The organism is Limnospira fusiformis SAG 85.79 (genome assembly GCF_012516315.1).
GTDB classification, from domain to species: Bacteria; Cyanobacteriota; Cyanobacteriia; order Cyanobacteriales; family Microcoleaceae; genus Limnospira; species Limnospira fusiformis.
In genome coordinates this window covers 2,779,363-2,800,640 of record NZ_CP051185.1, presented here as the reverse complement: position 1 = coordinate 2,800,640, position 21,278 = coordinate 2,779,363, and the positions used below count along the sequence as shown (strand labels likewise).

22 protein-coding genes and 1 pseudogene are annotated in these 21,278 nt (G+C 46.4%); 20 read left to right on the top strand and 3 right to left on the bottom strand.

The genetic code is table 11. The annotated features are described in order from the left end of the window. Positions 1-5: 5 nt before the first annotated feature. From HFV01_RS13250 to HFV01_RS13175, 17 genes are all read left to right on the top strand, one after another. A complete protein-coding gene (locus tag HFV01_RS13250) occupies positions 6-620 on the top strand; it encodes an IS607 family transposase (protein ID WP_193521283.1) in 615 nt (204 codons plus the stop codon). Further along, a complete protein-coding gene (locus HFV01_RS13245; RefSeq protein ID WP_260379063.1) occupies positions 577-1,692 on the top strand; it encodes an RNA-guided endonuclease InsQ/TnpB family protein in 1,116 nt (371 codons plus the stop codon). Before HFV01_RS13250 ends, HFV01_RS13245 begins: the two co-directional genes overlap by 44 nt. Next, positions 1,693-1,851, top strand: coding sequence for a type II toxin-antitoxin system VapC family toxin (locus HFV01_RS13240; protein ID WP_006625651.1), 159 nt, complete (start codon positions 1,693-1,695; stop codon positions 1,849-1,851). A 7-nt stretch (positions 1,852-1,858) separates the two neighbouring features. Next, complete coding sequence (locus HFV01_RS30630; RefSeq protein WP_006670405.1) at positions 1,859-1,990, top strand: hypothetical protein; 132 nt, start codon at positions 1,859-1,861, stop codon at positions 1,988-1,990. Positions 1,991-2,161: 171 nt separating this feature from the next. Continuing rightward, positions 2,162-2,398, top strand: coding sequence for a DUF433 domain-containing protein (locus HFV01_RS13235; RefSeq protein ID WP_006625650.1), 237 nt, complete (start codon positions 2,162-2,164; stop codon positions 2,396-2,398). Further along, positions 2,395-2,748 carry a DUF5615 family PIN-like protein gene (locus HFV01_RS13230; RefSeq protein WP_008050816.1) on the top strand — a complete coding sequence of 118 codons (354 nt, stop codon included), beginning with the start codon at positions 2,395-2,397 and terminating at the stop codon, positions 2,746-2,748. The genes HFV01_RS13235 and HFV01_RS13230 overlap by 4 nt, the downstream gene beginning before the upstream one ends. Positions 2,749-2,847: 99 nt before the next feature. Then, a complete protein-coding gene (locus tag HFV01_RS30625; protein WP_318286256.1) occupies positions 2,848-3,213 on the top strand; it encodes a hypothetical protein in 366 nt (121 codons plus the stop codon). Continuing rightward, positions 3,197-3,424: a type II toxin-antitoxin system HicB family antitoxin gene (locus tag HFV01_RS13220; RefSeq protein WP_438861264.1), complete on the top strand. Its 228-nt coding sequence runs from the start codon at positions 3,197-3,199 to the stop codon at positions 3,422-3,424. Before HFV01_RS30625 ends, HFV01_RS13220 begins: the two co-directional genes overlap by 17 nt. A gap of 98 nt (positions 3,425-3,522) precedes the next feature. Then, positions 3,523-4,863, top strand: coding sequence for a restriction endonuclease subunit S (locus tag HFV01_RS30620; protein ID WP_318286255.1), 1,341 nt, complete (start codon positions 3,523-3,525; stop codon positions 4,861-4,863). Then, entirely contained in the window at positions 4,860-5,192 is a 333-nt protein-coding gene (locus HFV01_RS13210; protein ID WP_193521182.1) for a DUF6883 domain-containing protein, read from the top strand. The genes HFV01_RS30620 and HFV01_RS13210 overlap by 4 nt, the downstream gene beginning before the upstream one ends. An 18-nt stretch (positions 5,193-5,210) precedes the next feature. Next, positions 5,211-5,420 (top strand): DUF4926 domain-containing protein, encoded by a 210-nt coding sequence (locus tag HFV01_RS13205; protein ID WP_006625643.1) that lies wholly within the window; start codon positions 5,211-5,213, stop codon positions 5,418-5,420. 116 nt (positions 5,421-5,536) lie between these two features. Beyond that, positions 5,537-5,863 carry a DUF2442 domain-containing protein gene (locus tag HFV01_RS13200; protein WP_046319700.1) on the top strand — a complete coding sequence of 109 codons (327 nt, stop codon included), beginning with the start codon at positions 5,537-5,539 and terminating at the stop codon, positions 5,861-5,863. Positions 5,864-5,965: 102 nt separating this feature from the next. Continuing rightward, complete coding sequence (locus HFV01_RS13195) at positions 5,966-9,094, top strand: type I restriction endonuclease subunit R (RefSeq protein ID WP_193521181.1); 3,129 nt, start codon at positions 5,966-5,968, stop codon at positions 9,092-9,094. Positions 9,095-9,683: 589 nt separating this feature from the next. Further along, positions 9,684-9,935, top strand: a complete 252-nt coding sequence (locus tag HFV01_RS13190; RefSeq protein ID WP_006670412.1) for a hypothetical protein — start codon at positions 9,684-9,686, stop codon at positions 9,933-9,935. Positions 9,936-10,219: 284 nt separating this feature from the next. Further along, positions 10,220-10,819, top strand: coding sequence for a GerMN domain-containing protein (locus HFV01_RS13185; protein WP_006625638.1), 600 nt, complete (start codon positions 10,220-10,222; stop codon positions 10,817-10,819). 181 nt (positions 10,820-11,000) lie between these two features. Next, the gene (locus HFV01_RS13180; RefSeq protein WP_193521180.1) at positions 11,001-11,726 is read left to right on the top strand and encodes a Bax inhibitor-1/YccA family protein; all 726 of its coding nucleotides are present in this window, start codon (positions 11,001-11,003) and stop codon (positions 11,724-11,726) included. A 496-nt stretch (positions 11,727-12,222) separates the two neighbouring features. Beyond that, on the top strand, positions 12,223-15,900 hold the full coding sequence (locus HFV01_RS13175; RefSeq protein ID WP_193521179.1) for a DUF4347 domain-containing protein: 3,678 nt from the start codon (positions 12,223-12,225) through the stop codon (positions 15,898-15,900). Here HFV01_RS13175 and HFV01_RS13170 read toward each other — a convergent pair. Then, entirely contained in the window at positions 15,857-17,053 is a 1,197-nt protein-coding gene (locus HFV01_RS13170; protein WP_438861263.1) for an RNA-guided endonuclease InsQ/TnpB family protein, read from the bottom strand. The two genes, HFV01_RS13175 and HFV01_RS13170, sit on opposite strands and share 44 nt — an antisense overlap. Then, positions 16,962-17,534: pseudogene (locus HFV01_RS13165) on the bottom strand (IS607 family transposase); the annotation flags it as partial. The pseudogene HFV01_RS13165 and the gene HFV01_RS13170, both read right to left, overlap by 92 nt. Before the next feature lie 219 nt (positions 17,535-17,753). Between HFV01_RS13165 and HFV01_RS13160 the strand changes: the two are divergent. Together HFV01_RS13160 and HFV01_RS13155 are read left to right on the top strand one after the other, a co-directional pair. Then, the gene (locus tag HFV01_RS13160) at positions 17,754-19,382 is read left to right on the top strand and encodes a calcium-binding protein (protein ID WP_318286254.1); all 1,629 of its coding nucleotides are present in this window, start codon (positions 17,754-17,756) and stop codon (positions 19,380-19,382) included. Between the two features lie 88 nt (positions 19,383-19,470). After that, entirely contained in the window at positions 19,471-19,815 is a 345-nt protein-coding gene (locus HFV01_RS13155; protein ID WP_006625632.1) for a hypothetical protein, read from the top strand. A gap of 24 nt (positions 19,816-19,839) precedes the next feature. Here the strand turns inward: HFV01_RS13155 and HFV01_RS13150 are convergent, their stop codons facing one another. Further along, complete coding sequence (locus HFV01_RS13150) at positions 19,840-20,502, bottom strand: class I SAM-dependent methyltransferase (RefSeq protein ID WP_006625631.1); 663 nt, start codon at positions 20,500-20,502, stop codon at positions 19,840-19,842. A 67-nt stretch (positions 20,503-20,569) separates the two neighbouring features. Here HFV01_RS13150 and HFV01_RS13145 point away from each other — a divergent pair, with 67 nt between their 5' ends. After that, on the top strand, positions 20,570-21,109 hold the full coding sequence (locus tag HFV01_RS13145; protein WP_223064724.1) for a sterol desaturase family protein: 540 nt from the start codon (positions 20,570-20,572) through the stop codon (positions 21,107-21,109). Positions 21,110-21,278 lie beyond the last annotated feature (169 nt).

The window sequence follows — 21,278 nt, the reverse complement described above, 5'->3', positions numbered from 1 at the left end:
AACCTATTGCCAGATATGTCAAACCCAAGGAAGCGGCCAAAATCCTTCGAGTCCATGAAAGAACACTCCGCAGATGGGACGACAATGGCTCAATCGACACCATCAGAACCCCCGCTGGGCAACGACGATACAACGTTGAGTCATATTCTGATTCCATATCAGGCAGTGACAAACGCAAAGTCGTTATCTATGCCAGAGTTAGTAGCCGCGCCCAGCAGTCCGACCTCACCCGACAGGTGGCCGCACTGTCCAACCTCTACCCCGAAGCAGAAGTCGTCTCAGAAATCCGAGGCGGGCTCAACTTCAAGGGAAAGGGAAAGAAAATGCTGGCCTTACTGGGACAAGTCTTGTCAGGAGATGTCGGCATGGTTGTCGTTGCCCACCCAGACCGATTGGCAATATGGGGATTTGACTTGTTTCGATGGCTCTGTGAGCAAAACAGTTGCTCACTCATGGTTCTCAACCAGACAAGTCTCAGTCCAGAACCAGAAATGGTTGAGGACATCCTCGCCCTCCTCCACTGCTTCAGTTCCCGATTATACCGACGGAGTAAATACAAAACTCAGGTCAAAGAAGATCCGGATTTACCCCAGCCCGGAGCTAAATCAAGTCTGGCGTAAATGGCTGGCTGCTTGTCGGTATTGCTACAACCAAGCAATTGCATTATCTAGGAGTGGTAAACGACTAAGCAAACTGAAATTACGCAACGAAGTGATGCAGAGTGACTTACCCGAATGGGTCAAAGAAACACCCTGCCACATTCGGCAAAATGCCATCTTTGATGCCTATCAGGCTTTGAGCGCCAGTCCTGATGCAAGGTTTAGAAGTTGTCGTGACAGCTCTCAAGCGATTAAGTTCAATAATACTAATTTCTCTTCAGGGAGTTGGTATCCAAGACTAACGAAAGGATTAACTTTCATGGTTTCCGAACCCATCCCTAAAACTTGCGGGCAAGGGACTCAATTAGTCTTTGCCAAGGGGCGGTGGTTTGCGGTGTTTCCTGAACCAGTTGCCGTTACCCCAACTGACGCTACTGGCGTGATTGCATTAGACCCGGGCGTCCGAACTTTTATGACCGGGTTTGATGGTTCACGATTTCTGGAATTGGGCTCCGGAGATATAGGACGCATCACTCGGTTATGTCAACATTTGGATGATTTGATGAGCCGAATCGCCAAGGAACCCTGTCGTTCAAGAAGGCGACGGATGAGGCAAGCGGCTCAACGAATGAGAACTAAAATCCGGAATTTAGTGGATGAAGCCCACAAACAAATTGCTCACTACTTGACTCACAACTACAGCCTAATTTTTTTGCCCACCTTCGAGACTTCCGATATGGTTGCCAAGGTGAAGCGTCTAATCAGGTCTAAGACTGCCCGCGCCATGCTGACATGGGCGCATTATCGATTCAAACTAACCCTGAGACATCAAGCCGAGATAACTGGAACCACAGTTGTAGATGTGACGGAAGAATACACCAGCAAAACCTGTACTCACTGTGGTCATGTGCATTCCCAGCTAGGTGGCTCAAAAGTGTTCCGATGTCCGGAGTGTGGGTTCACTCTACCCAGGGACTGGAACGGTGCTTTTGGAATCTTTCTAAAAGCTTTGCGGGATACCGCCTCTGTTACCTTAACGGGTAATAGTGCTATCGTCGCATTGTCAGGCAATAGCCGGATAAATGTCGCGTAAATGTATCAGTTACGGGCAAGATACAATCTTCAATTACCAGATTCGCTGCAAATTGCCACGGCATTAGATGCTGGCTGTGAGGCATTTTTGACTAACGACCTGCAACTAAGGCGGATAACAGAATTAAAGATTATTGTTATTAGTCAATTAGAGGTTTAATTAGCCAATGAATGTTAGGCATTTAATTAATATTTTATTGCAGTTTGATAGAGAAACGCAAGCTGTCGTGGCGGAATATGAAGGGGGATTTAATAACATCACCGAGATTCAACCCCAAAAGCTCCGGCTGAATGTTTAAGTAAATCTTTGGAGGTAGGGGCTATGACGATCGCCGCTGAACCTCGCTCAGTGTGCAGGATTATCACCGCAGGGTAGAAGTGGAAATGTTGGCTGCTTCGGAGCGTGTAAAATTGATTGACGGGATGTAGCGGTGTTGATACACTAGAAAACAGTAGAGGAACGATTTATCATGGATAATTCTTTGTTAGAACGAATCACGATTAATCCAGAAATCTGTCATGGCAAACCCTGTATCCGAGGGTTGCGCTATCCAGTGGAATTTTTGCTAGAACTGCTGAGTTCCGGTATGACTCATGGGGAGATTTTGGCCGATTATGAAGATTTGGAAGAAGCTGATATTTTATCGGTGCTGCTATTTGCAGCCCGGTTAAGTCAAGTTAAGCGGGTTTATACCCTGGTCTTATGAAATTTCTAGTCGATGCCCAACTTCCCCTGCGGCTGGCTCGGTTCCTTCAAAATGCGGGTTATGATGCCATTCACCCGAGAGATTTACCCCAAGAGAATGCTACCCCTGACTCTGCTCTGAATGCTGTGTCAAGGCAAGAAAAGAGGGTTTTGATTACGAAATATGCTGATTTTGTAGAATCTTTTTTGCTCAAAACTGAGCCTTATAAACTTTTGCTGGTTTCTACGGGGAATATTAAAAATGATGACTTAGAAAATTTATTCCAACAAAATGTAGGCCAAATTATAGAGCTTTGGGAACGGCACAGTTATATTGAAATTAGCCGAAATACTCTCATTATTCATCAATGATAAAAAAAGGAAAGAATTGATAAAGCAGTTGGATGCACCGTTTGAGGAAAGCGCCAAACTAGAAGCAACAATTCGGGAAAATTTGAGGAGGTTGGGGCTATGAGTGCATTGTTAAAGCAGGTGTTGCAGGACATTGATCAGCTTACAATCGAGGAACAGTTGGAGGTGATTAGCCATGCGACAGAACAACTGAAGCGGCGGATGTTAACCCAACAAAACCCTAAACGAAGCTGGCAAGAACTGCGTGGCATTGCTCCCAATTTGTTAAATGGGCAGGATGCTCAGGAGTGGGTCCATCAGCTAAGGAGGGAGTGGGATGAACGGGAGAAACGACCAAATTTATTAGAATTGCCCATTACTCTAGCCGGAAAAGATAGTAAAGATGCTAAACCGTATTTAGAAAAATTAATCAATGATGCTTTGCAACAGCTAGAAGATAAGGAGCAAGATGATGAGTCAACTTAAGTATCGAGTTAATATTGTTTGGTCTGAAGTAGATCAAGCTTGTCTGGTAGAATTGCCAGAATTTGCGACAGAAATTCAGCGCTATTTTACGGATGGGGATACTTACGAGGAAGCCGTTAAAAATGGTCAAGAGGTACTGGAACTGCTGATTGAAAGTTATCAAGCCGAGAACAGACCTTTACCCCAACCGCAAATTTTAGAGGTAGTGTGAAAGGATGATGCAGCGATTGACGGCAAAGTTAGACAAGCAGTTTACAGAGTTGGCACGGATGGAAAAGGTGATGTCAGAGAATTTGGAGTAGTTAGGTTATGGAGATTAAATTCCCATCAGATTGGGAGATATACCCTCTTGAAAATTGCATGGATGCAATTATTGATTATCGTGGGAAAACCCCTCAAAAAACATCTATGGGTATTCCATTAATTACTGCTAAAATTGTCAAAAATGGTAGAATACAGCCTGTCTCAGAATATATCGATCCTAAAAATTATGATAAATGGATGCGGCGGGGCTTGCCCAAGTGTAAAGATGTTATTATGACTACTGAAGCTCCATTAGGAGAAATTGCACAGCTTGACAATAAAAAAGTCGCTCTTGCACAACGCTTAATAACACTTCGAGGAAAAAAAGGTTTTCTGGATAATGACTTTCTCAATTTTTTAATGCAGTCAAATTTTGTACAACACCAGCTTATAGCAAGGGCTACAGGAACAACAGTCCTGGGAATTAAGCAAAGTGAATTACGCAAAATATCCCTAGTTATTCCCCCACTAGACGAGCAAAAAGCGATCGCCCACATTCTCGGCACCTTTGACGACAAAATCGAACTGAACCAGCAGATGAACCGGACGCTGGAGGCGATCGCCCGTGCCATCTTCAAATCCTGGTTTATCGACTTCGACCCCGTTCGTGCCAAGATGGACGGACGACAACCCGTAGGCATGGATGCGGAAACGGCGGCTCTGTTTCCAGATGAGTTTGAGGATTCGCCCCTGGGTCAGATTCCGAAGGGGTGGAAGCTAGATTGTATAGGAAACCATGTAAAAATTATTAAGGGTAGGTCATACAAGAGTAGTGAACTAATACCTTCAGATACTGCACTTGTAACATTAAAATCTATCCAGCGTGGTGGTGGGTATTCTCAAAATGGACTTAAACCCTATAGTGGTATTTATAAATCCGATCAAATAATTAAACCGGGAGAGTTAGTTGTTGCTTATACGGATATAACACAAGCAGCAGATGTGATTGGGAAACCAGCCATAGTCAGAAGAACCAGTCACTTTAAAACCCTAGTTGCATCACTTGACTTGGGAATTGTTCGTCCAGTTAATGAAGTATTAAGCATCCCTTTTCTTTACTGTCTTTTTATGACCGATGATTTTCAATCTCACGTATATGGACATACAAACGGAAGTACAGTTTTGCATTTAGGGAAGGATGGCATTCCCGCTTATTCTTTCTTAATTCCAAATCAGTCTATAATTTCATGCTTTTCATATTATGCCGCGCCTGTTTTTGAAAAGTTAGAAATTAATGAGATTCAAATGTACTCTCTCCAGTCCCTACGTGACACTCTCCTCCCCAAACTCCTATCCGGCGAAATCCGCGTCAAAGATGCCGAAAAAATCGTTGAGGAGGTGGTGTGAAACTGCCCAATCCTGAGCAAGCACTGATTCCGTTTGAAAAATTAGAGGGTTATTCACTTAATCCCAATCACTCGGAAGGTCGGCACAAAGCCATTGTATTTCAATCTGCCCTCGGTATTGGGTTAGAAGAAGCTGAGGAACTGCGGGTCGCTCTGCGCCAAGCTCTCAAAACAGAAGACGCTATCCCAACTAACCGCAATAGTTACGGGCAGAAATACCAGATTGACTTTGAAATGACGCGGGAAAGTAAAAGTGCCATCATTAGAAGTATCTGGATGGTTAGGCAAAATGAAGATTTCCCACGGCTCATTACCTGTTACATTCCCTAGTCCCCAGGAGAACACCCGATGAAACTTTTAGATGTCGTTGCCCTAACGGAAAATTTACCTGACTTTAACCTTTATAAAGGTCAAGTCGGTACAATTATTGAGGTTTACGAACCGGATGTATTTGAGGTCGAATTTGTAGACCTTCAGGGGAAAACCTACGCTTTAGAGACTTTAAGCGTCAATCAACTGATGCAACTTCACTATCAGCCACTTCCGCAAACGGCTTGAAGTATCAAAAGGCTGCTGATTGAATGGGCAGCCCTCTATTAATCTGAACTGATGGATAACTGGGAACTGGCCCGACCAAATGCAGAACTTAATAAAATCGAACCCTTAGATTAACCATGTTAAAAGATATTATTGAAGCCCAACCGTTAGAAGGATATCAAGTTTATCTAAAATTTGAAGATGAGGTTCAGGGGGTAATAGACCTGACAAAAATCATTGAATTTACCGGCATATTTGCACCCCTGAGCGATCCAGATTACTTTGCTACAGTCACCGTTAATCCAGGCTTGGGGACTATCTGTTGGGATAATGGTGCAGATATCGATCCGGTGGTTTTGTATGCGAAGGTTTCTCAGGTCAACCTAGAGGACTATTTTGGGTCAAAAAATCAGCGATTCCCGGGCAAAATGAGTGAGAGCTTTTCCGAAAATATCCAAGTTTAGGAGGTTGTAACTAAGGGAAATAACTTTAAAATTTCTAGCCATTTAAAAGCAGCAGGTTAAAAACCTCAATTACAAACAGAAGTTGCAAACCGGAGATATTAAATGAGCAATTTTACCGAATCAGAAGTTGAAGAAGCAGCCCTCTGCTATTTTGAAGAACTCGGTTACACTATCCTACATGGCCCGGAAATCGCCCCAGGGGAACCCAACGCGGAACGAGAAACCGTTGGCGAAGTCATCCTGACCCGTCGCCTCCGTCGTGCGATCGCCCAAATCAACCCTCAGCTACCCGATGACGCAGTAGATGAAGTAATCCGGCAAGTGTTGCGCGCAGACACCCAAAACCTCATCGAAAACAACCGGCGCTTTCATGACCTCATCATCGAAGGAGTCCCCGTCGCCTACCAACGAGCCGATCGCACAGTAGATGACCAAGCCCGGTTAATTGACTGGGACCATCTCGAAAATAACGACTGGTTAGCCGTCAATCAATTTACCGTCATCGAACGGCAAAACCGCCGCCCGGATGTGGTGGTGTTCATCAACGGACTCCCCCTCGCCGTCCTCGAACTGAAAAATGCCGCAGACGAAAACGCTGACATTGAAAAAGCCTTTAACCAGCTTCAGACTTACAAAAAAGATATCCCCAGCCTCTTCACTTATAACGAGGCCCTAGTCATTTCCGATGGCACAACCGCCCGGATTGGGTCTTTGACAGCGGACCGCGATCGCTTCATGCCTTGGCGGACCATTGATGGAGAAGACCTCGCACCCAAAGGCATCCCCGAACTGGAAGTCACTATCCGAGGGGTATTTGAGAAATCCCGCTTTCTGGATTTAATCCATTACTTTATCGTCTTCGAGACAGACGGCGAAACCCTCATCAAAAAGATGGCAGCGTACCACCAATATCATGCCGTCAATAAAGCCGTCGCCGAAACCGTCCAGGCTACCTCTCCCGAAGGCGATCGCAAAGTTGGGGTTGTCTGGCACACCCAAGGCTCCGGCAAAAGCCTCTCTATGGCGTTCTATGCTGGAAAAGTCATCCAGCATCCGGCAATGGCGAACCCCACCCTGGTTGTCCTGACCGATCGCAACGACCTAGACCAACAACTGTTGGGTACTTTCTCCAAATGCAGCAAGCTACTCCGACAAACCCCCACCCAAGCGGAAGACTGCCAAGACCTCAAAGCTAAACTCCAAGTCGCTTCTGGCGGGGTCATCTTCACCACCATCCAGAAATTTGCCCCAGACACCCCAGGGGGAGAATATGAACAACTCAGCGATCGGCAGAACATCATCTTTATCGCTGACGAAGCCCACCGCTCCCAGTATGGCCTCAGCGCCCGAGTCGTCAAAACCACCGATAAAGAAACCGGCGAACAAGGAGCCTATACCGCCTACGGTTTCGCCAAATACCTGCGAGATGCCTTGCCCAACGCTTCATTCATCGGGTTTACCGGCACTCCCATCGAAGCCACCGACAAAAACACCAAGCAGATTTTCGGCGACTATATCGACATCTACGACATTCACCGCGCCGTTGAAGACCAGGCCACGGTCAAACTTTACTATGAAGCCCGACTCGCCAAAATCAACCTGGATGAGAGCGAAAAACCGAGGATTGACCCTGACTTTGAAGAACTGACCGAAAGCGAGGAGCAATCCACCAAACAGCAACTCAAGCGGAAATGGGCGCAGTTGGAGGCGATGGTTGGCGCGGAAAAACGACTCGCCCAAGTTGCCGGGGATATTATCCAGCACTTCGAGAACCGTCTGGCTGCAATGGAGGGCAAAGGGTTGATTGTCTGCATGAGTCGCCGCATCTGTGTGGAACTCTACAGCCACCTCGTTGCACTGCGTCCTGACTGGCATGATGAGGACGATAACAAGGGTGCAATTAAAGTGATTATGACCGGCAACGCTGGGGAACCGGCGAGTTACCAGCCCCATATTCGCTCGAAGAAAGCACGAGATGCGATCGCCAAACGGTTACGCAACCCCAAGGACCCCCTCAAACTGGTCATCGTCCGGGATATGTGGCTGACGGGCTTTGATGCGCCTTGCCTGCATACAATGTATATCGATAAACCGATGCGCGGTCATAACTTGATGCAGGCGATCGCTCGGGTGAATCGGGTATTTGGTTCTAAGCCTGGGGGACTGGTGGTGGACTATCTAGGAATTGCCGAAGACCTCAAAAATGCGCTCAAAGATTACACCGAAGGCGATCGGACAGAAACAGGCATCCCCATTGAGCAAGCGGTTGCCGTCATGCTGGAAAAATACGAAATTGTGGGGGCGATGTTCCACGGCTTCGATTATTCTAGTTTTCAGACCGGCACCCCACCGCAACGGCTGACCCTTTTGAAGAATGCCACGGACTGGATTTTACGTCCCGAGTTTGCCGGAGAGAACGGCATCCAGCGCTACATTCAAGCGGTTACCGAACTGTCCAAAGCCTTCGCGTTATGTTCTTCTGAGGATGAGGCGATCGCTCTGCGAGAAGACTTGGGCTTTTTCCAAGCGATTAAAGCCACCCTCGCCAAACATACGGTCGAAGGGAGCAAAACCAAAGCCGAACTGGATGCAGCAGTGCGGCAAATCGTTACCCGTGCGATCGCCTCTGACCAGGTTATCGATATTTTTGCCACGGGTGGACTGGACAAACCCGAAATTTCCATCCTCTCGGACCAGTTTTTAGAAGAAGTACGCGGACTCCCTCAGAAGAACTTGGCCCTAGAGATTTTGAGGAAGCTGCTCAATGATGAGATTCGGTCGCGATCGCGCCGGAATGTGGTGCAGTCTCGGCAGTTCTCGGAAATGCTCGAGAACACCATCAAGCGCTACCAAAACCGTTCGATTGAATCGACTCAAGTTCTCCAGGAACTGATTGCCCTAGGTCAGCAAATCCGTGAGGCTCACCAACGGGGAGAACAACTGGGTTTGACTGAAGACGAACTGGCTTTTTATGACGCTTTGGAGGTCAATGATAGTGCGGTAAAACTACTCGGCGATGCTACCCTCAAGAAAATTGCTCGCGAACTCGTAACCGCAATTCGCCAAAGTGTGACGATTGACTGGACGGAAAGGGAAACCGTGCGTGCCAAAATGCGAGCTACTGTCAAACGATTGTTGCGAAAGCACGGCTACCCGCCCGACAAACAACCTAAAGCGATTGAAACCGTCATCACTCAAGCTCAAACCCTTTGCCGAGATTGGGCGGCTTGAATGGACTCTCATATCCAACCCTTGATTTCATAAACTTGTATCTAGTGAAACGGGTAGTCCGGGTGAGTTTAGAGACGGTAAAAATTGTGGAAAATTTACCGCCTTTAAATGATATGAACTAAACCAATAGGAAAAATGTACAGAATCGCTGTTATTCATTTTTTTAGGTCCTATCAATGTGGTGGTCAGGACTTTCAGTTTTTATGCAGGGAGTGAGGAATTTGGTAGGGAAAGTGGGAAGCGACAACAACCACAGGAAGAGACTCTACCTAAGTTTTTCCTTCCGATCTGCATAAAAGTCGGGTGTGTCAAAGATAACTACTTTAAAAGCACTTGCAACCTTCGGGAGGTTCTGTAACATGAATTTGACAATCACAGCAGTTTTATTCCTATCTCTGTCCACGCTGAACTTGATTTACGTCCCCTACCAGATCGTCGATACGGAAACTTCACCACTCTTTGTGATCTCAACAATTGATAATGTTGCGCTCTGGTTAATCCGGCTTAACTCTCGATCGCATTAGGGGGAATTGCTGGTCTTGAGACATTCCCCGAATGTCAATTATAATCGTTTTGTCAGGAGAAGATTATGACCTGCCCAATGGATCACTACGGCCGACCTAAATGCCACATTACCGCCCATCCAGACCACCCCCAGCAGCAGTTTTGTTCCGCCTGTGGCCGTCGTTTTCATCATACCGAAAAATGGAATGATATTTTTTTCTTAACTGTAGCCGTTTTCACATTACTACTCATCGCCATTAATCGACTGCCACAACCCTCCGGCATCACTAGAGAAATTCCCACCCTGGAAAATGCCGAATATATCATTCCCCGGTAATAATATCCTCCTCGGCTTCGGTTTCTTCGATGCCTTCAACCAGTCGCTTGGCTTCAGTTTCCCATTGTTTGAATTTCTAGCAAATCTAACCCCGACTTTAGATCAAGATTAAAAAATGGGCAGCGATCGCCCCCCGGTTCATCACTGGTAGCTGGTGAAATTGATCGCTGGTAACCGTGGGTGTGGGGTGGGCTTGAGAGCCTCAATCCCCACGACGATCAAATTAATTTGCCAGAACCCCCGATCGCCAGTTAAACTCAAAAATACAGTTGTCGATAGAAGTCATGAAAGAGCCACAACCCGATCGCCATCAAAATATTGCTATGATTGCTGGGGTAGCGCTATTCCTTGCCGCGATCGCCGCTGGCGTGACTTGGTGGCGAGTGAGTTTTGACACTGACCAACCCCCACAGATCATATCTCCTGAACCCCCAGAAACAACCGATGCGATCGAAAAAACCGTGAATATTTACTGGGTCGATGAAGCTGATAACCAACTTGTCTGGGTTCCCAACCCCGTCACCCTCACCGTCAGTGCTTCCCAACCCGATACCGTCCTAGCTGCCGCCTTCGATCGCCTACTCTCAGGCCCCCAGGAAGCCAACCAATATAGCGAAATTCCCCCAGGTACTCAACTACTAAATGTGACCGCCACCGAAGCTGGGGCGATCGCGATCGACCTATCGACCGAATTCACCACAGGCGGCGGTAGTGCCTCCATGATTGGCCGTTTAGGGCAAGTAGTTTACACCGCCACCAGTCTCGACCCCCTCGCACCAGTACGGATTTCCGTCAATGGCTTACCCTTAGAAGTCCTCGGCGGAGAAGGCTTAGAAATCCCTCAACCCATTACCCGACAACAGTTTGAACAGGATTTTAGGTAGGTTTCATCAGGCATAAGCTGTGCTTCCCAACCCTTGTCTAATCTTATGTGGCACTTGGTTTTCTGGTAGTTTATATTACAATATTCTTAGTGTTGGGTCCCCATTCACCCCGTCGTCAATTGCCTGATGATGCGGGTCTTCTTGCTAAAACTAGATAAATGCAAAACTTTTAGGAGTTGCTATGGCAAATACCAGTAATTTTCGGCAAGCAATGGCTCAAGCCAAAGGCCAAGCCCTTGTAGGCCCTAACGTCATTGCCAATGCCCTCCCCTTTGTGGGAGGTGGTTTGCTTCTCACTGCTGTTGGTTCCTTCGCCGGTCTGAATATCATCAGCACCAACCCGGGCATCTTCATGACCACCTTCTGGGTGGCTTTGATTGCTCAGTTAGCCCTATTTTTTATCGCTAGTAGCGTTCTCGCTAACGATAATAACCAGGTGGCCCTCCCCCTGTTAGCAACCTATAGCCTCATCACCGGATATACGCTCAGTGGCTTGTTATTTGTCACCTTGAGAACTCCAGGTGTTGGTATTACTGGTATTGGTTTTGCTGCTCTCGGTTGCGGTGTCACTTTTATCGCCGCCCGTCAAATTGGGTCTAACCTGTCCGACTCTGATGGTATCGCCCTTACTCAAACCATCAGAATTGGTATTATTGCCCTACTGATCGCTGTTTTTGGCCAGTTGATTTTGTCGTTTTTCGGCGTTTTTACCCCCACTTGGCTAGAAATTGGTATTTCTGGACTCGGTGTCTTCCTATTCGCTGGGGCTGCGGTGGTAGATTTTTATATTCTCCCCCGCACTTATCGTGATGACCAGCCTATTCCCGCCGCTTTGTCCATGTACCTCACCTACATCAACCTGTTTATCTTTATTTTGCGCTTAATGAATGTTCTTAGTCGCAACTAAGTACCCAGTTGATAGCCACGGTTAATCTCACCGACTTTAACCTGGTATAACTACTTCTCCAACTTCTCCAAACCGTAGCTATTATCACCATGCTACGGTTTTTTTGTAACTTTTTCTGGGCGCAAAAATCGCCCATAATCCTGGTATTATTTGACAGATATACTATGGCTTTTGTTAAGTTGATACAACCGTAAATTACCAGATTTGACTCGGACTCAGCCTCCAAATTGCGCTCAAAAGTTCAGTAAAAATACTGAGGCGATTTAAATCAAAATCTGTTATTTATAGAATAGGACTCAACAGGAAACACCTTAAAACTCAATTAAGGATTCCAATTAACGCTCTTTTAGGTTGGGCGGTGAGTCAACGGGGTTGGTGCTTCCTCCTGGTGGCTGAAAGGAAGTGCCAATTCTTTTACTAATGGAATTGGCAAATTAAACCTGAATTCATTAATCCAGGGTTGAATCTACCATTACACCTTTATGGATTATGAATTATGATGGCAATGTCTCGAAATGTAGCCTTATCTGCAACTGGTGCTTTACAGACGGCGAAAAGGTTAGTTTTTATTGACGCAGACCTAGAACATCCCGAAATTTTGGCTGATGGGGTGAGAAATGGCTTAGAAGCGATCATTCTCGATCGCCATCAAGATGGGATAGCACAGATTGGGGCTATGCTATCTCATTATAGCAGCCTGGGTGCAAAAATTGCCCAGGTTCATATTTTGTCCCATGGCAGTCCAGGCTGTTTATATTTGGGGAGTGGGGTTGTTAATAGCGATACCCTGAAAAGCGATCGCCTTCACGGTTGGCGAAAGGCTTTATCAGAAACGACTACCTTATTCCTTTATGGTTGTCGGGTCGCCGCCGAAACCGGAACCAATTTTATCAATCAGTTAGCAGAAATTACCGGAGCAACAGTCGCCGCCTCTCGGGAAATTGTCGGTGCTGGCTATTGGCATTTGGAATATTCTACCGCGACGGTCGAGTTAAGTTTACCGTTGACGGAAAAAGCGATCGCTTCTTATCGGGGAACTTTCGGCACTATTACCGTCACCAATAACAACGATTCTGGACCTGGTTCTTTACGGGAGGCGATCGCTAATGCCAGTGACGGTTATACTATCACATTCGATAGCAGTTTGTCAAGTCAAACCATTAATCTTAGTCAAGAATTAGTCATTAACAAAAGCATCACCGTTGACGGAGAGTCTGCGTCAGGATTAACCCTAAGCGGTGGCGGAAATACTAGGGTTATTGACATCCAAATAAGTCCTGATTTTATCCCTCCATCAGTCACCTTAAAAAATCTAATTATTGCGGACGGTCTAGCCACAGGAGAAGGAGAAGATGGCGCGGGTGGAGGTATCCGCATGGCGAGTCGAACATCTTTAACCTTAGAAAATAGCCAAGTCAACAATAATCGCGCTGAGTTTGCGGGGGGTATTTTAACGGGATTTAGAAGTAATACAACCATCATTAATAGCCAATTTGACGGCAATGATGGAACCGCTGGAGGAAGCGAACGGGGAGGGGGTGCGATCGCCACGAAAAGCGCCGGAACTCTGACAGTAATTGACAGCACATTTACCAACAATAAAGGTATTAATGGCGGCGCAATTAATCACCTGTTAGGAGACTTAACTGTTGAGGGTTCAACTTTTCGGAATAATGACTCGACCCCTGGAGATTTAGGGGGTGATCCATCGGGTTATGGTGGTGCAATTTTTACTGATGGTGCGAATGCGTCAGGAGAGAATTTTGGACCCGGACCTGTGGGGGGAGAAATTCGGATTAGCAATAGTTTAATTGAGGATAATAAAGGTGCTGGACAGGGTGGCGGACTGTTCTTATATGCTTATCCTCCTGACCGTGTAATCATCGAAAATAGCCAAATTATTAATAATGAGGTGGTCGAAAGTAGTCGCGGACAGGCTCTAGGCGGCGGACTGCGACATGGTAATGCAGAGTTAACTATTAACAATACAACCTTTGCTAATAATCGTTCCGAAAATCAAGGTGGTGGGTTGTGGATTGGAGAAACATCTCCAGTGACAATTACCAATACTACTATTTCTGGAAATCGCGCGGAATCAGCGGATGGCTCTGGGTTGGGGGGTGGAATTACCTTCGCCAATGGTACTAATCCCACCAATATTACCAATACTACCATTGCTAATAATTACGCTGGTGGTCAAGGCGGTGGTTTTTGGGGTGGTGGGGATAATGTGACTTTAACTAACACAATTTCCGCCTATAATGTGGCGAATAATCGCGGCAATGATTGGAATATAAACCATCACACAGGAACTACATATAATGATGGCGGTGGTAATATTCAATCGAATGAATTGAACCCTAACGATACCTTAATTACCAGTAACGTTACATTAGCCGATCCACTCCTGGGAGATTTACAGGAAATTAATGGGGTATTAATTCATCCCCTTTTACCTGGAAGTCCAGCGATTGATGGCGGAATTACTGTTAATACAATTACGACAGACCAGCGGGGAGCAACTCGTCCGGTGGATGGAGATAATAGCGGGACAGCGGAGTTTGATGTTGGCGCTTATGAGATGATTCCTACCATCGATGAACCCAGTTTAATTGTTACTAATAATAATGATGCGGGGGAAGGTTCATTAAGGGAAGCGATCGCCAATGCAGCATCGGGAGATACCATTACATTTGCAGCGGAACTCACGGGGGGAAATACTATCACCCTGACGGGAGGACAGCTAGAAATTCCGGTGGGTAAAAACCTGATTATTGACGGGGGTAATAATGCCAATTTAACTATCAGTGGGAATAACATTTCTCGAGTATTTTATCTAAATTCAACCTCAGCGAATCCCACGAGTTTAACCATTCAAAATCTGACGATCGCCAACGGATATACTCCCGAAAGAGGTGGGGGTATTGCGACCACACACCAAGGGATTTTAACAGTCGAAAATGTCACCTTTAACGACAATGTTGCTGACCAGGGTGGCGGGGCAATTTTTAGCGCCTTTGAGGGAAGATTGACGGTTAATGAAAGTGATTTCAATCGGAATAAAGCGATCGCCGGGAATGACGAAAGAGGTGCAGGTGCGATCGCCTTTCGGGGACCCAATGAAATTATCGTCACCGATAGCGACTTTATCGGAAATGAAGGCATTAATGGCGCGGCGATTAATAGCCTAAATGGTCGGTTAACTGTGGAAAATTCCCGGTTTATTAATAATAGCACTACTGCCGCGTTTTACGATACCGGAAATGATAACCCTTCTTTAAGGGGATATGGTGGCGCAATTTACACCGATCGCGCCAGTACATCCAGTAATGATACATCGGGAACGATTACCATTAGGAACAGTTTATTTGAAGGAAATAGCGGACGCGGCGAAGGTGGTGCGGCTTACCTATACACGGGAACCCAAGATAACGTCATCGTTGAATCCAGCGTTTTTAAGGATAATGAAATTCTCCCGCTTCCCGGTGGAAATGGCGGAAATGGTGGTGCGATCGTTCAGATGAACAACGGCTTAAATCAAGGATTTGAAGTCATAAATACAGCATTTGTTAACAACACCGCCGCCAATCAGGGGGGTGGAATTTGGATGATGAATGCGCCGACTGTCATCACTAATACGACCTTTTCGGGAAACCGCGCCGAATCTTTGACGACTTCGGGAAATGGTGGTGCGATGGCTTTATATGGTCCTGCTGATATCATCAACACTACCATTGCGGAAAACTACGCCGGATGGGTGGGTGGCGGTATCGTCGCCTCTGCTGACCAAACGGTTACGGTCCGAAATACGATTTTCTACAAAAATACTGCTGATAACGGTACGAATAATTGGGGGATTCAACAACACACGAACCGCGAATTAGTTGATGGCGGCGGTAACATTCAATGGCTGGAAAAACTCACGAACCTTGCTAATGATTATAACGCGACTGCTACGATCGCGATCGCCGATCCTCTATTGGGTCCCCTGCAACATCAAAACGAAACCTATTTCTATCCGTTATTAGAAGGAAGTCCGGCGATCGATGGTGGTGTCAATGTGGGAATATCCACCGACCAACGCGGCGAACCTCGTCCCATTGATGGTGATGGAAATGGAACTGATACATTTACGCGACATTTTTCCGGTTGTTCCCGGACAATGCAACGATAGCACTATTACCCGTTAAGGTAACAGAGGCGGTATCCCGCAAAGCTTTTAGAAAGATTCCAAAAGCACCGTTCCAGTCCCTGGGTAGAGTGAACCCGCACTCAGGACATCGGAACACTTTTGAGCCACCTAGCTGGGAATGCACATGACCACAGTGAGTACAGGTTTTGCTGGTGTATTCTTCCGTCACATCTACAACTGTGGTTCCAGTTATTTCCCCTTGATGTCTCAGGGTTAGTTTGAATCGATAATGCGCCCATGTCAGCATGGCGCGGGCAGTCTTAGACCTGATTAGACGCTTCACCTTGGCAACCATATCGGAAGTCTCGAAGGTGGGCAGAAAAATTATGCTGTAGTTGTGAGTCAAGTAGTGAGCAATTTGTTTGTGGGCTTCATCAACTAGATTGCGGATTTTGGTTCTCATTCGTTGAGCCGCTTGCCTCATCCGTCGCCTTCTTGAACGACAGGGTTCCTTGGCGATTCGGCTCATCAAATCATCCAAATGTTGACATAGCCTAGTAATGCCTCCAATATCCCCGGAGCCAAATTCCAGAAACCGAGAGCCATCAAACCCAGTTATGAAAGTTCGGACGCCCGGGTCTAATGCAATCACGCCAGTAGCGTCAGTTGGGGTAACGGCAACTGGTTCAGGAAACACCGCAAACCATCGACCTTTGGTAAACACCAACTGAGTCCCTTGCCCGCAAGTTTTAGGGATGGGTTCGGAAACCATGAAAGTTAATCCTTTCGTTAGTCTTGGATACCAACTCCCTGAAGAGAAATTAGTATTATTGAACTTAATCCCTTGAGAGCTGTCACGACAACTTCTAAACCTGGCATCAGGACTGGCTGAAAAGGCGAGATAGGCATCAAAGATAGCATTCTGCCGAATGTGGCAGGGTGTTTCTTTGACCCATGCAGGCAAGTCGCTCTGCATCACTTTATTGCGTAACTTTAACTTGCTTAGTCGTTTACCACTCCGGGATAATGCAATTGCTTGGTTGTAGCAATACCGACAAGCGGCTAACCATTTGCGCCAGACTTGATTTAGCTCCGGGCTGGGGTAAATCCGGATCTTCTTTGACCTGAGTTTTGTATTTACTCCGTCCGTATAATCGGGAACTGAAGCAGTGGAGGATGGCGAGGATGTCCTCAACCATTTCTGGTTCTGGACTGAGACTTGTCTGGTTGAGAACCATGAGTGAGCACCTGTTTTGCTCATAGAGCCATCGAAACAAGTCAAATCCCCATATTGCCAATCGGTCTTGGTGGGCAACGACAACCATGCCGACATCTCCTGACAAATGATGTCCCAGTAAGGCCAGCATTTTCTTTCCCTTGAAGTTGAGCCCGCCTCGGATTTCTGAGACGACTTCTGCTTCGGGGTAGAGGTTGGACAGTGCGGCCACCTGTCGGTTGAGGTCGGACTGCTGGGCGCGGCTACTAACTCTGGCATAGATAACGACTTTGCGTTTGTCACTGCCTGATTTGGCAGTATATCACTCAACGTTGTATCGTCGTTGCCCAGCGGGGGTTCTGATGGTCTCGATTGAGCCATTGTCGTCCCATCTGCGGAGTGTTCTTTCATGGACTCCAAGGATTTGGGCGGCTTCCTTGGGTTTGACATATCTGGCAATAGGTTTATCCTCAACCCTTCTCGCTTATTATACTGTATTGCCCTAAAATATTAACCGAATTTGTGATTAAATCATGCTCTTGAATTTGATATTGGCGCTTATGAATTTTCAACCATAACTGAACCGGAACCTGAACCGGAACCTGAACCGGAAGTTGAACCGACTCCTGAACCGGAACCGACTCCCGAACCGGAAGTTGAACCGACTCCTGAACCGGAAGTGGAACCCGAACCGGAAATTGAACCTGAACCGGAAGTTGAACCGACTCCTGAACCGGAACCGACTCCTGAACCGGAACCGACTCCTGAACCAGAGGTGGAACCCGAACCGGAAGTTGAACCGACTCCTGAACCAGAGGTGGAATCCGAACCGGAAGTCGAACCGACTCCTGAACCGGAACCGACTCCTGAACCGGAAATTGAACCGGAACCGGAAGTCGAACCGGAAATTGAACCGACTCCTGAACCGGAAGTCGAACCGACTCCTGAACCGGAAGTGGAACCCGAACCGGAAGTTGAACCGACTCCTGAACCAGAGGTGGAACCCGAACCGGAAGTCGAACCGACTCCTGAACCGGAACCGACTCCTGAACCGGAAGTCGAACCGACTCCTGAACCGGAAGTGGAACCCGAACCGGAAGTGGAACCGACTCCCGAACCGGAAGTGGGGGTTGAACCTACTCCTGAAGCACAACCGCAACCACAACCGCAACCACAACCGCAACCACAACCGCAACCGCAACCGCAACCGGAACCGGAAGAGACTCCTATTGCTGGACCTGTTCCTGTACCGGAAACTACTCCAGAAAGCAACCTTCAACCAGAGTCGGAATTAACTCCAGTGGTGACACCAAGACTAATACAACCATTAGACATCAGTGGTAGTATTAATATCCCATTGGTAAATATTCCCAGTTTGAATATTGATTCAATCCGCTTAATTAATGTGACTGAGGAGACCCTAGAAGGAACGGAAGCCGACGACTTCAAAGTGGGTACATCGATGGCTGAATCGATATATGGACGGGGTGGAAATGACACGATTTTTGGAATGGGAGGAGACGATAATTTAGAAGGAGGATTTGGGAATAATCTGTTGTGGGGAGGTGAAGGTAATGACTTCATCTTGGGAGGACCGGGAAATGATACTTTATATGGCGGTCAAGGTGATGATTTCCTGTTGGGAGGAGAAGGAAATGATGTAATTTGGGGAGACATCGGAAATGATACTATTGACGGCGGCGAGGGAGATGATTTAATCTTCGGCGGCGAGGGAGATGATTTAATCCTGGGAGGATTTGGGAATAATACGATTTATGGGGGTCAAGGAAATGATACTATCCACGGAGGAGATGGTAATGATTTAATCTTCGGAAATCAAGGAGCTGATTACCTACAAGGAAATCAGGGTAATGATACGATTTATGGAGGTCAAGACAATGATACTCTGTTAGGAATTGCGGGTAATAATCTCCTGTTGGGAAATCTCGGAAATGATTTTCTGGTAGGTGGTTTAGAATCTGATACTCTCTATGGCGGTCAGGGAAATGATACGCTAATTGGCGGGGATGGAGATGATTTCCTGAGTGGTGATAAGGGTAATGATCTTCTGATTGGGGGTGCAGGTCGCGATACTTTTGCGATCGCTTACGGACAAGATACGATCGCTGATTTGGAAGTGGGTGTTGACCAAATCTGGATCACGGCAGCTCTAGATCCTCGACAATTAGCGATCGCTCAAATTGACACCGGATCTCAAATCATCATCGCCGACACCGGAGAGGTCTTAGCCTTCTTAAATGGAGTGGAAGCGACTACCATAGATATAGAAGATTTTACCTTCTTCTAATTCGATGACCCCATCCATCTTCAAAATCATATATTTGCCACACTTAACCGATTTCGGTAAAGTAAACCAAAGGTAAATATTTGTCAATATGAAATTGAAGATTCTACTCACAACTGTGCTGGTGGTTTTCTGCGCTTGGGTGATACCAGTCCAAGCCGCAGAACCCCTCAAAACCTATTCCCTGAACATCCTACCAGAGATGTCCAGACAGAGCATCAAACTTGATCCCCCTGTCACCCAGATGACTGTCAGGATACTAAAGCCTGGAGATGTGGCTATTCCCTGTGGTGATGGTCAACAGACCTATACCTGCACTTCTGGGAAACTCCTCTGGATTCAATCTGACCAGGATCAGCCTATCAGCCAATTTTGGGGTCAGAATACGGCAGAAAAGCCTGTATATCTGACCCTAGAGGTTTTTCAGCAGCTATAGTCTCGAGAAGTTTAAGATGATTCGTCAAATTTGACGATGTGCAATCACTGCATAAAACGGGTCGCCGCCACCGAGTCCTAACATTTGCAAGACCGGGGGGACAGATGACTGATTGATAATTACTTCAGGGACGCTGAAGCCGGGTAATTCCCCACTACGGACTGAGTTAAAGTAGCTTTCTACGAGTTTGACTCGCTGGGGTTCTGTTCCGTCTCGCCATGCGGCGATCGCTTTTTGAAAAAACATCCGGTTAGAGAAACTCACAATCACCACTCCCCCCGGTTTTAAGACACGATGAATTTCACTAAATACGGCTTCAGGATACTGTAAATACTGTACTGATACGCAGATTAACACGGCATCAAATTCGCGATCGCCTAATGGTAATTTCGGGTCTTTATTCAGATCCTGAACAAAATAATGGTTCAGTTGACGGTTACGCGCCAACTCCTCCTCATTCATACCGTGTCCCTCTACATGGGAGAATTTCCGATCATCCGGGAGATGAGACACCCAGCTACTCATCAAGTCCAACACTCTGCTATTGTCTGAAAGGCGATCGCTATATAACCCCCTTAACCTATCAATAAATCCCTCGTCAACATGGGTCACAAATCGCGGATACTCATAAAATAATCTATCCTCGGTTTCGTCTAGTTTACTCCGTTGCTTCCCTGGTAACAACATCCCTAAATTTCTCCTATCCTAGATGATTCTCAAGTTTAACCTAACTATTAATTAAATTTAATCTCTATTGGTTACACTAGCCGCAAATTCTGAGGGTGAAGCCGTGACCGTTATCAAGATTATTCTCATAGCCGTGGTCTTACTATTGACCGGGGATTTCATCTCAACTTTTTTCTATCATGTCCCTGAACATATTTTCGGGAAATATCATGGCGCTGTTCATCATAGCCATAACCGCAGTTTTATTCGCTATGCGATCGCTACCCAAAATCCCCTCGTTTTAATTACTGGATTCTTAGCCGCCTTTCCCTATCTCCTCTTTTTACCTATCTTTGGGTCGATTTCTCCCACCGGTACTATCCTGGGTTTAGTTTTAGCACAATCTCATGTACAATTTCGTCATCTTTCCCCCACTACATGGACTACACCCAACACCATAAACTACATCTGTAAACTTCTCTGTATCACCACCCCAGAAAGACATTGGCAACATCATCGTAACTCCCGAATTGCCTACGGTGATATCTTTACATTCTACGATAAACCTGCTCAATTGTGGTTTAAATTTCTCCTACAATTTAAGCAGAAAATGTCATCCCAATTATAATGGGTAATTAACCATCAATCATTACTTCCCTATTCCTTGATCGCTGCTGCTTTAGCATACTTTGATTAATGCAAATATCATAAAATGGCGTTTTTGTCAATACCCCTAAAAAGGCTGGCCAACTTTAGCGCGAAAACTCGTGCATCGCCAGCTTAATCTTTTGGTCAGA

Bases quoted from the DNA above. Each gene is read 5' to 3' on its own strand.
- HFV01_RS13240 (WP_006625651.1), top strand. From the start codon at position 1,693: ATGTATCAGTTACGGGCAAGATACAATCTTCAATTACCAGATTCGCTG.
- HFV01_RS13180 (WP_193521180.1), top strand. From the start codon at position 11,001: ATGGCAAATACCAGTAATTTTCGGCAAGCAATGGCTCAAGCCAAAGGC.
- HFV01_RS30625 (WP_318286256.1), top strand. From the start codon at position 2,848: ATGAGTGCATTGTTAAAGCAGGTGTTGCAGGACATTGATCAGCTTACA.
- HFV01_RS13185 (WP_006625638.1), top strand. From the start codon at position 10,220: ATGAAAGAGCCACAACCCGATCGCCATCAAAATATTGCTATGATTGCT.
- HFV01_RS13150 (WP_006625631.1), bottom strand. From the start codon at position 20,502: ATGTTGTTACCAGGGAAGCAACGGAGTAAACTAGACGAAACCGAGGAT.
- HFV01_RS13200 (WP_046319700.1), top strand. From the start codon at position 5,537: ATGTTAAAAGATATTATTGAAGCCCAACCGTTAGAAGGATATCAAGTT.
- HFV01_RS13175 (WP_193521179.1), top strand. From the start codon at position 12,223: ATGATGGCAATGTCTCGAAATGTAGCCTTATCTGCAACTGGTGCTTTA.
- HFV01_RS30620 (WP_318286255.1), top strand. From the start codon at position 3,523: ATGGAGATTAAATTCCCATCAGATTGGGAGATATACCCTCTTGAAAAT.
- HFV01_RS13155 (WP_006625632.1), top strand. From the start codon at position 19,471: ATGAAATTGAAGATTCTACTCACAACTGTGCTGGTGGTTTTCTGCGCT.
- HFV01_RS13235 (WP_006625650.1), top strand. From the start codon at position 2,162: ATGGATAATTCTTTGTTAGAACGAATCACGATTAATCCAGAAATCTGT.
- HFV01_RS13195 (WP_193521181.1), top strand. From the start codon at position 5,966: ATGAGCAATTTTACCGAATCAGAAGTTGAAGAAGCAGCCCTCTGCTAT.
- HFV01_RS30630 (WP_006670405.1), top strand. From the start codon at position 1,859: ATGAATGTTAGGCATTTAATTAATATTTTATTGCAGTTTGATAGAGAA.
- HFV01_RS13190 (WP_006670412.1), top strand. From the start codon at position 9,684: ATGACCTGCCCAATGGATCACTACGGCCGACCTAAATGCCACATTACC.
- HFV01_RS13220 (WP_438861264.1), top strand. From the start codon at position 3,197: ATGATGAGTCAACTTAAGTATCGAGTTAATATTGTTTGGTCTGAAGTA.
- HFV01_RS13205 (WP_006625643.1), top strand. From the start codon at position 5,211: ATGAAACTTTTAGATGTCGTTGCCCTAACGGAAAATTTACCTGACTTT.
- HFV01_RS13230 (WP_008050816.1), top strand. From the start codon at position 2,395: ATGAAATTTCTAGTCGATGCCCAACTTCCCCTGCGGCTGGCTCGGTTC.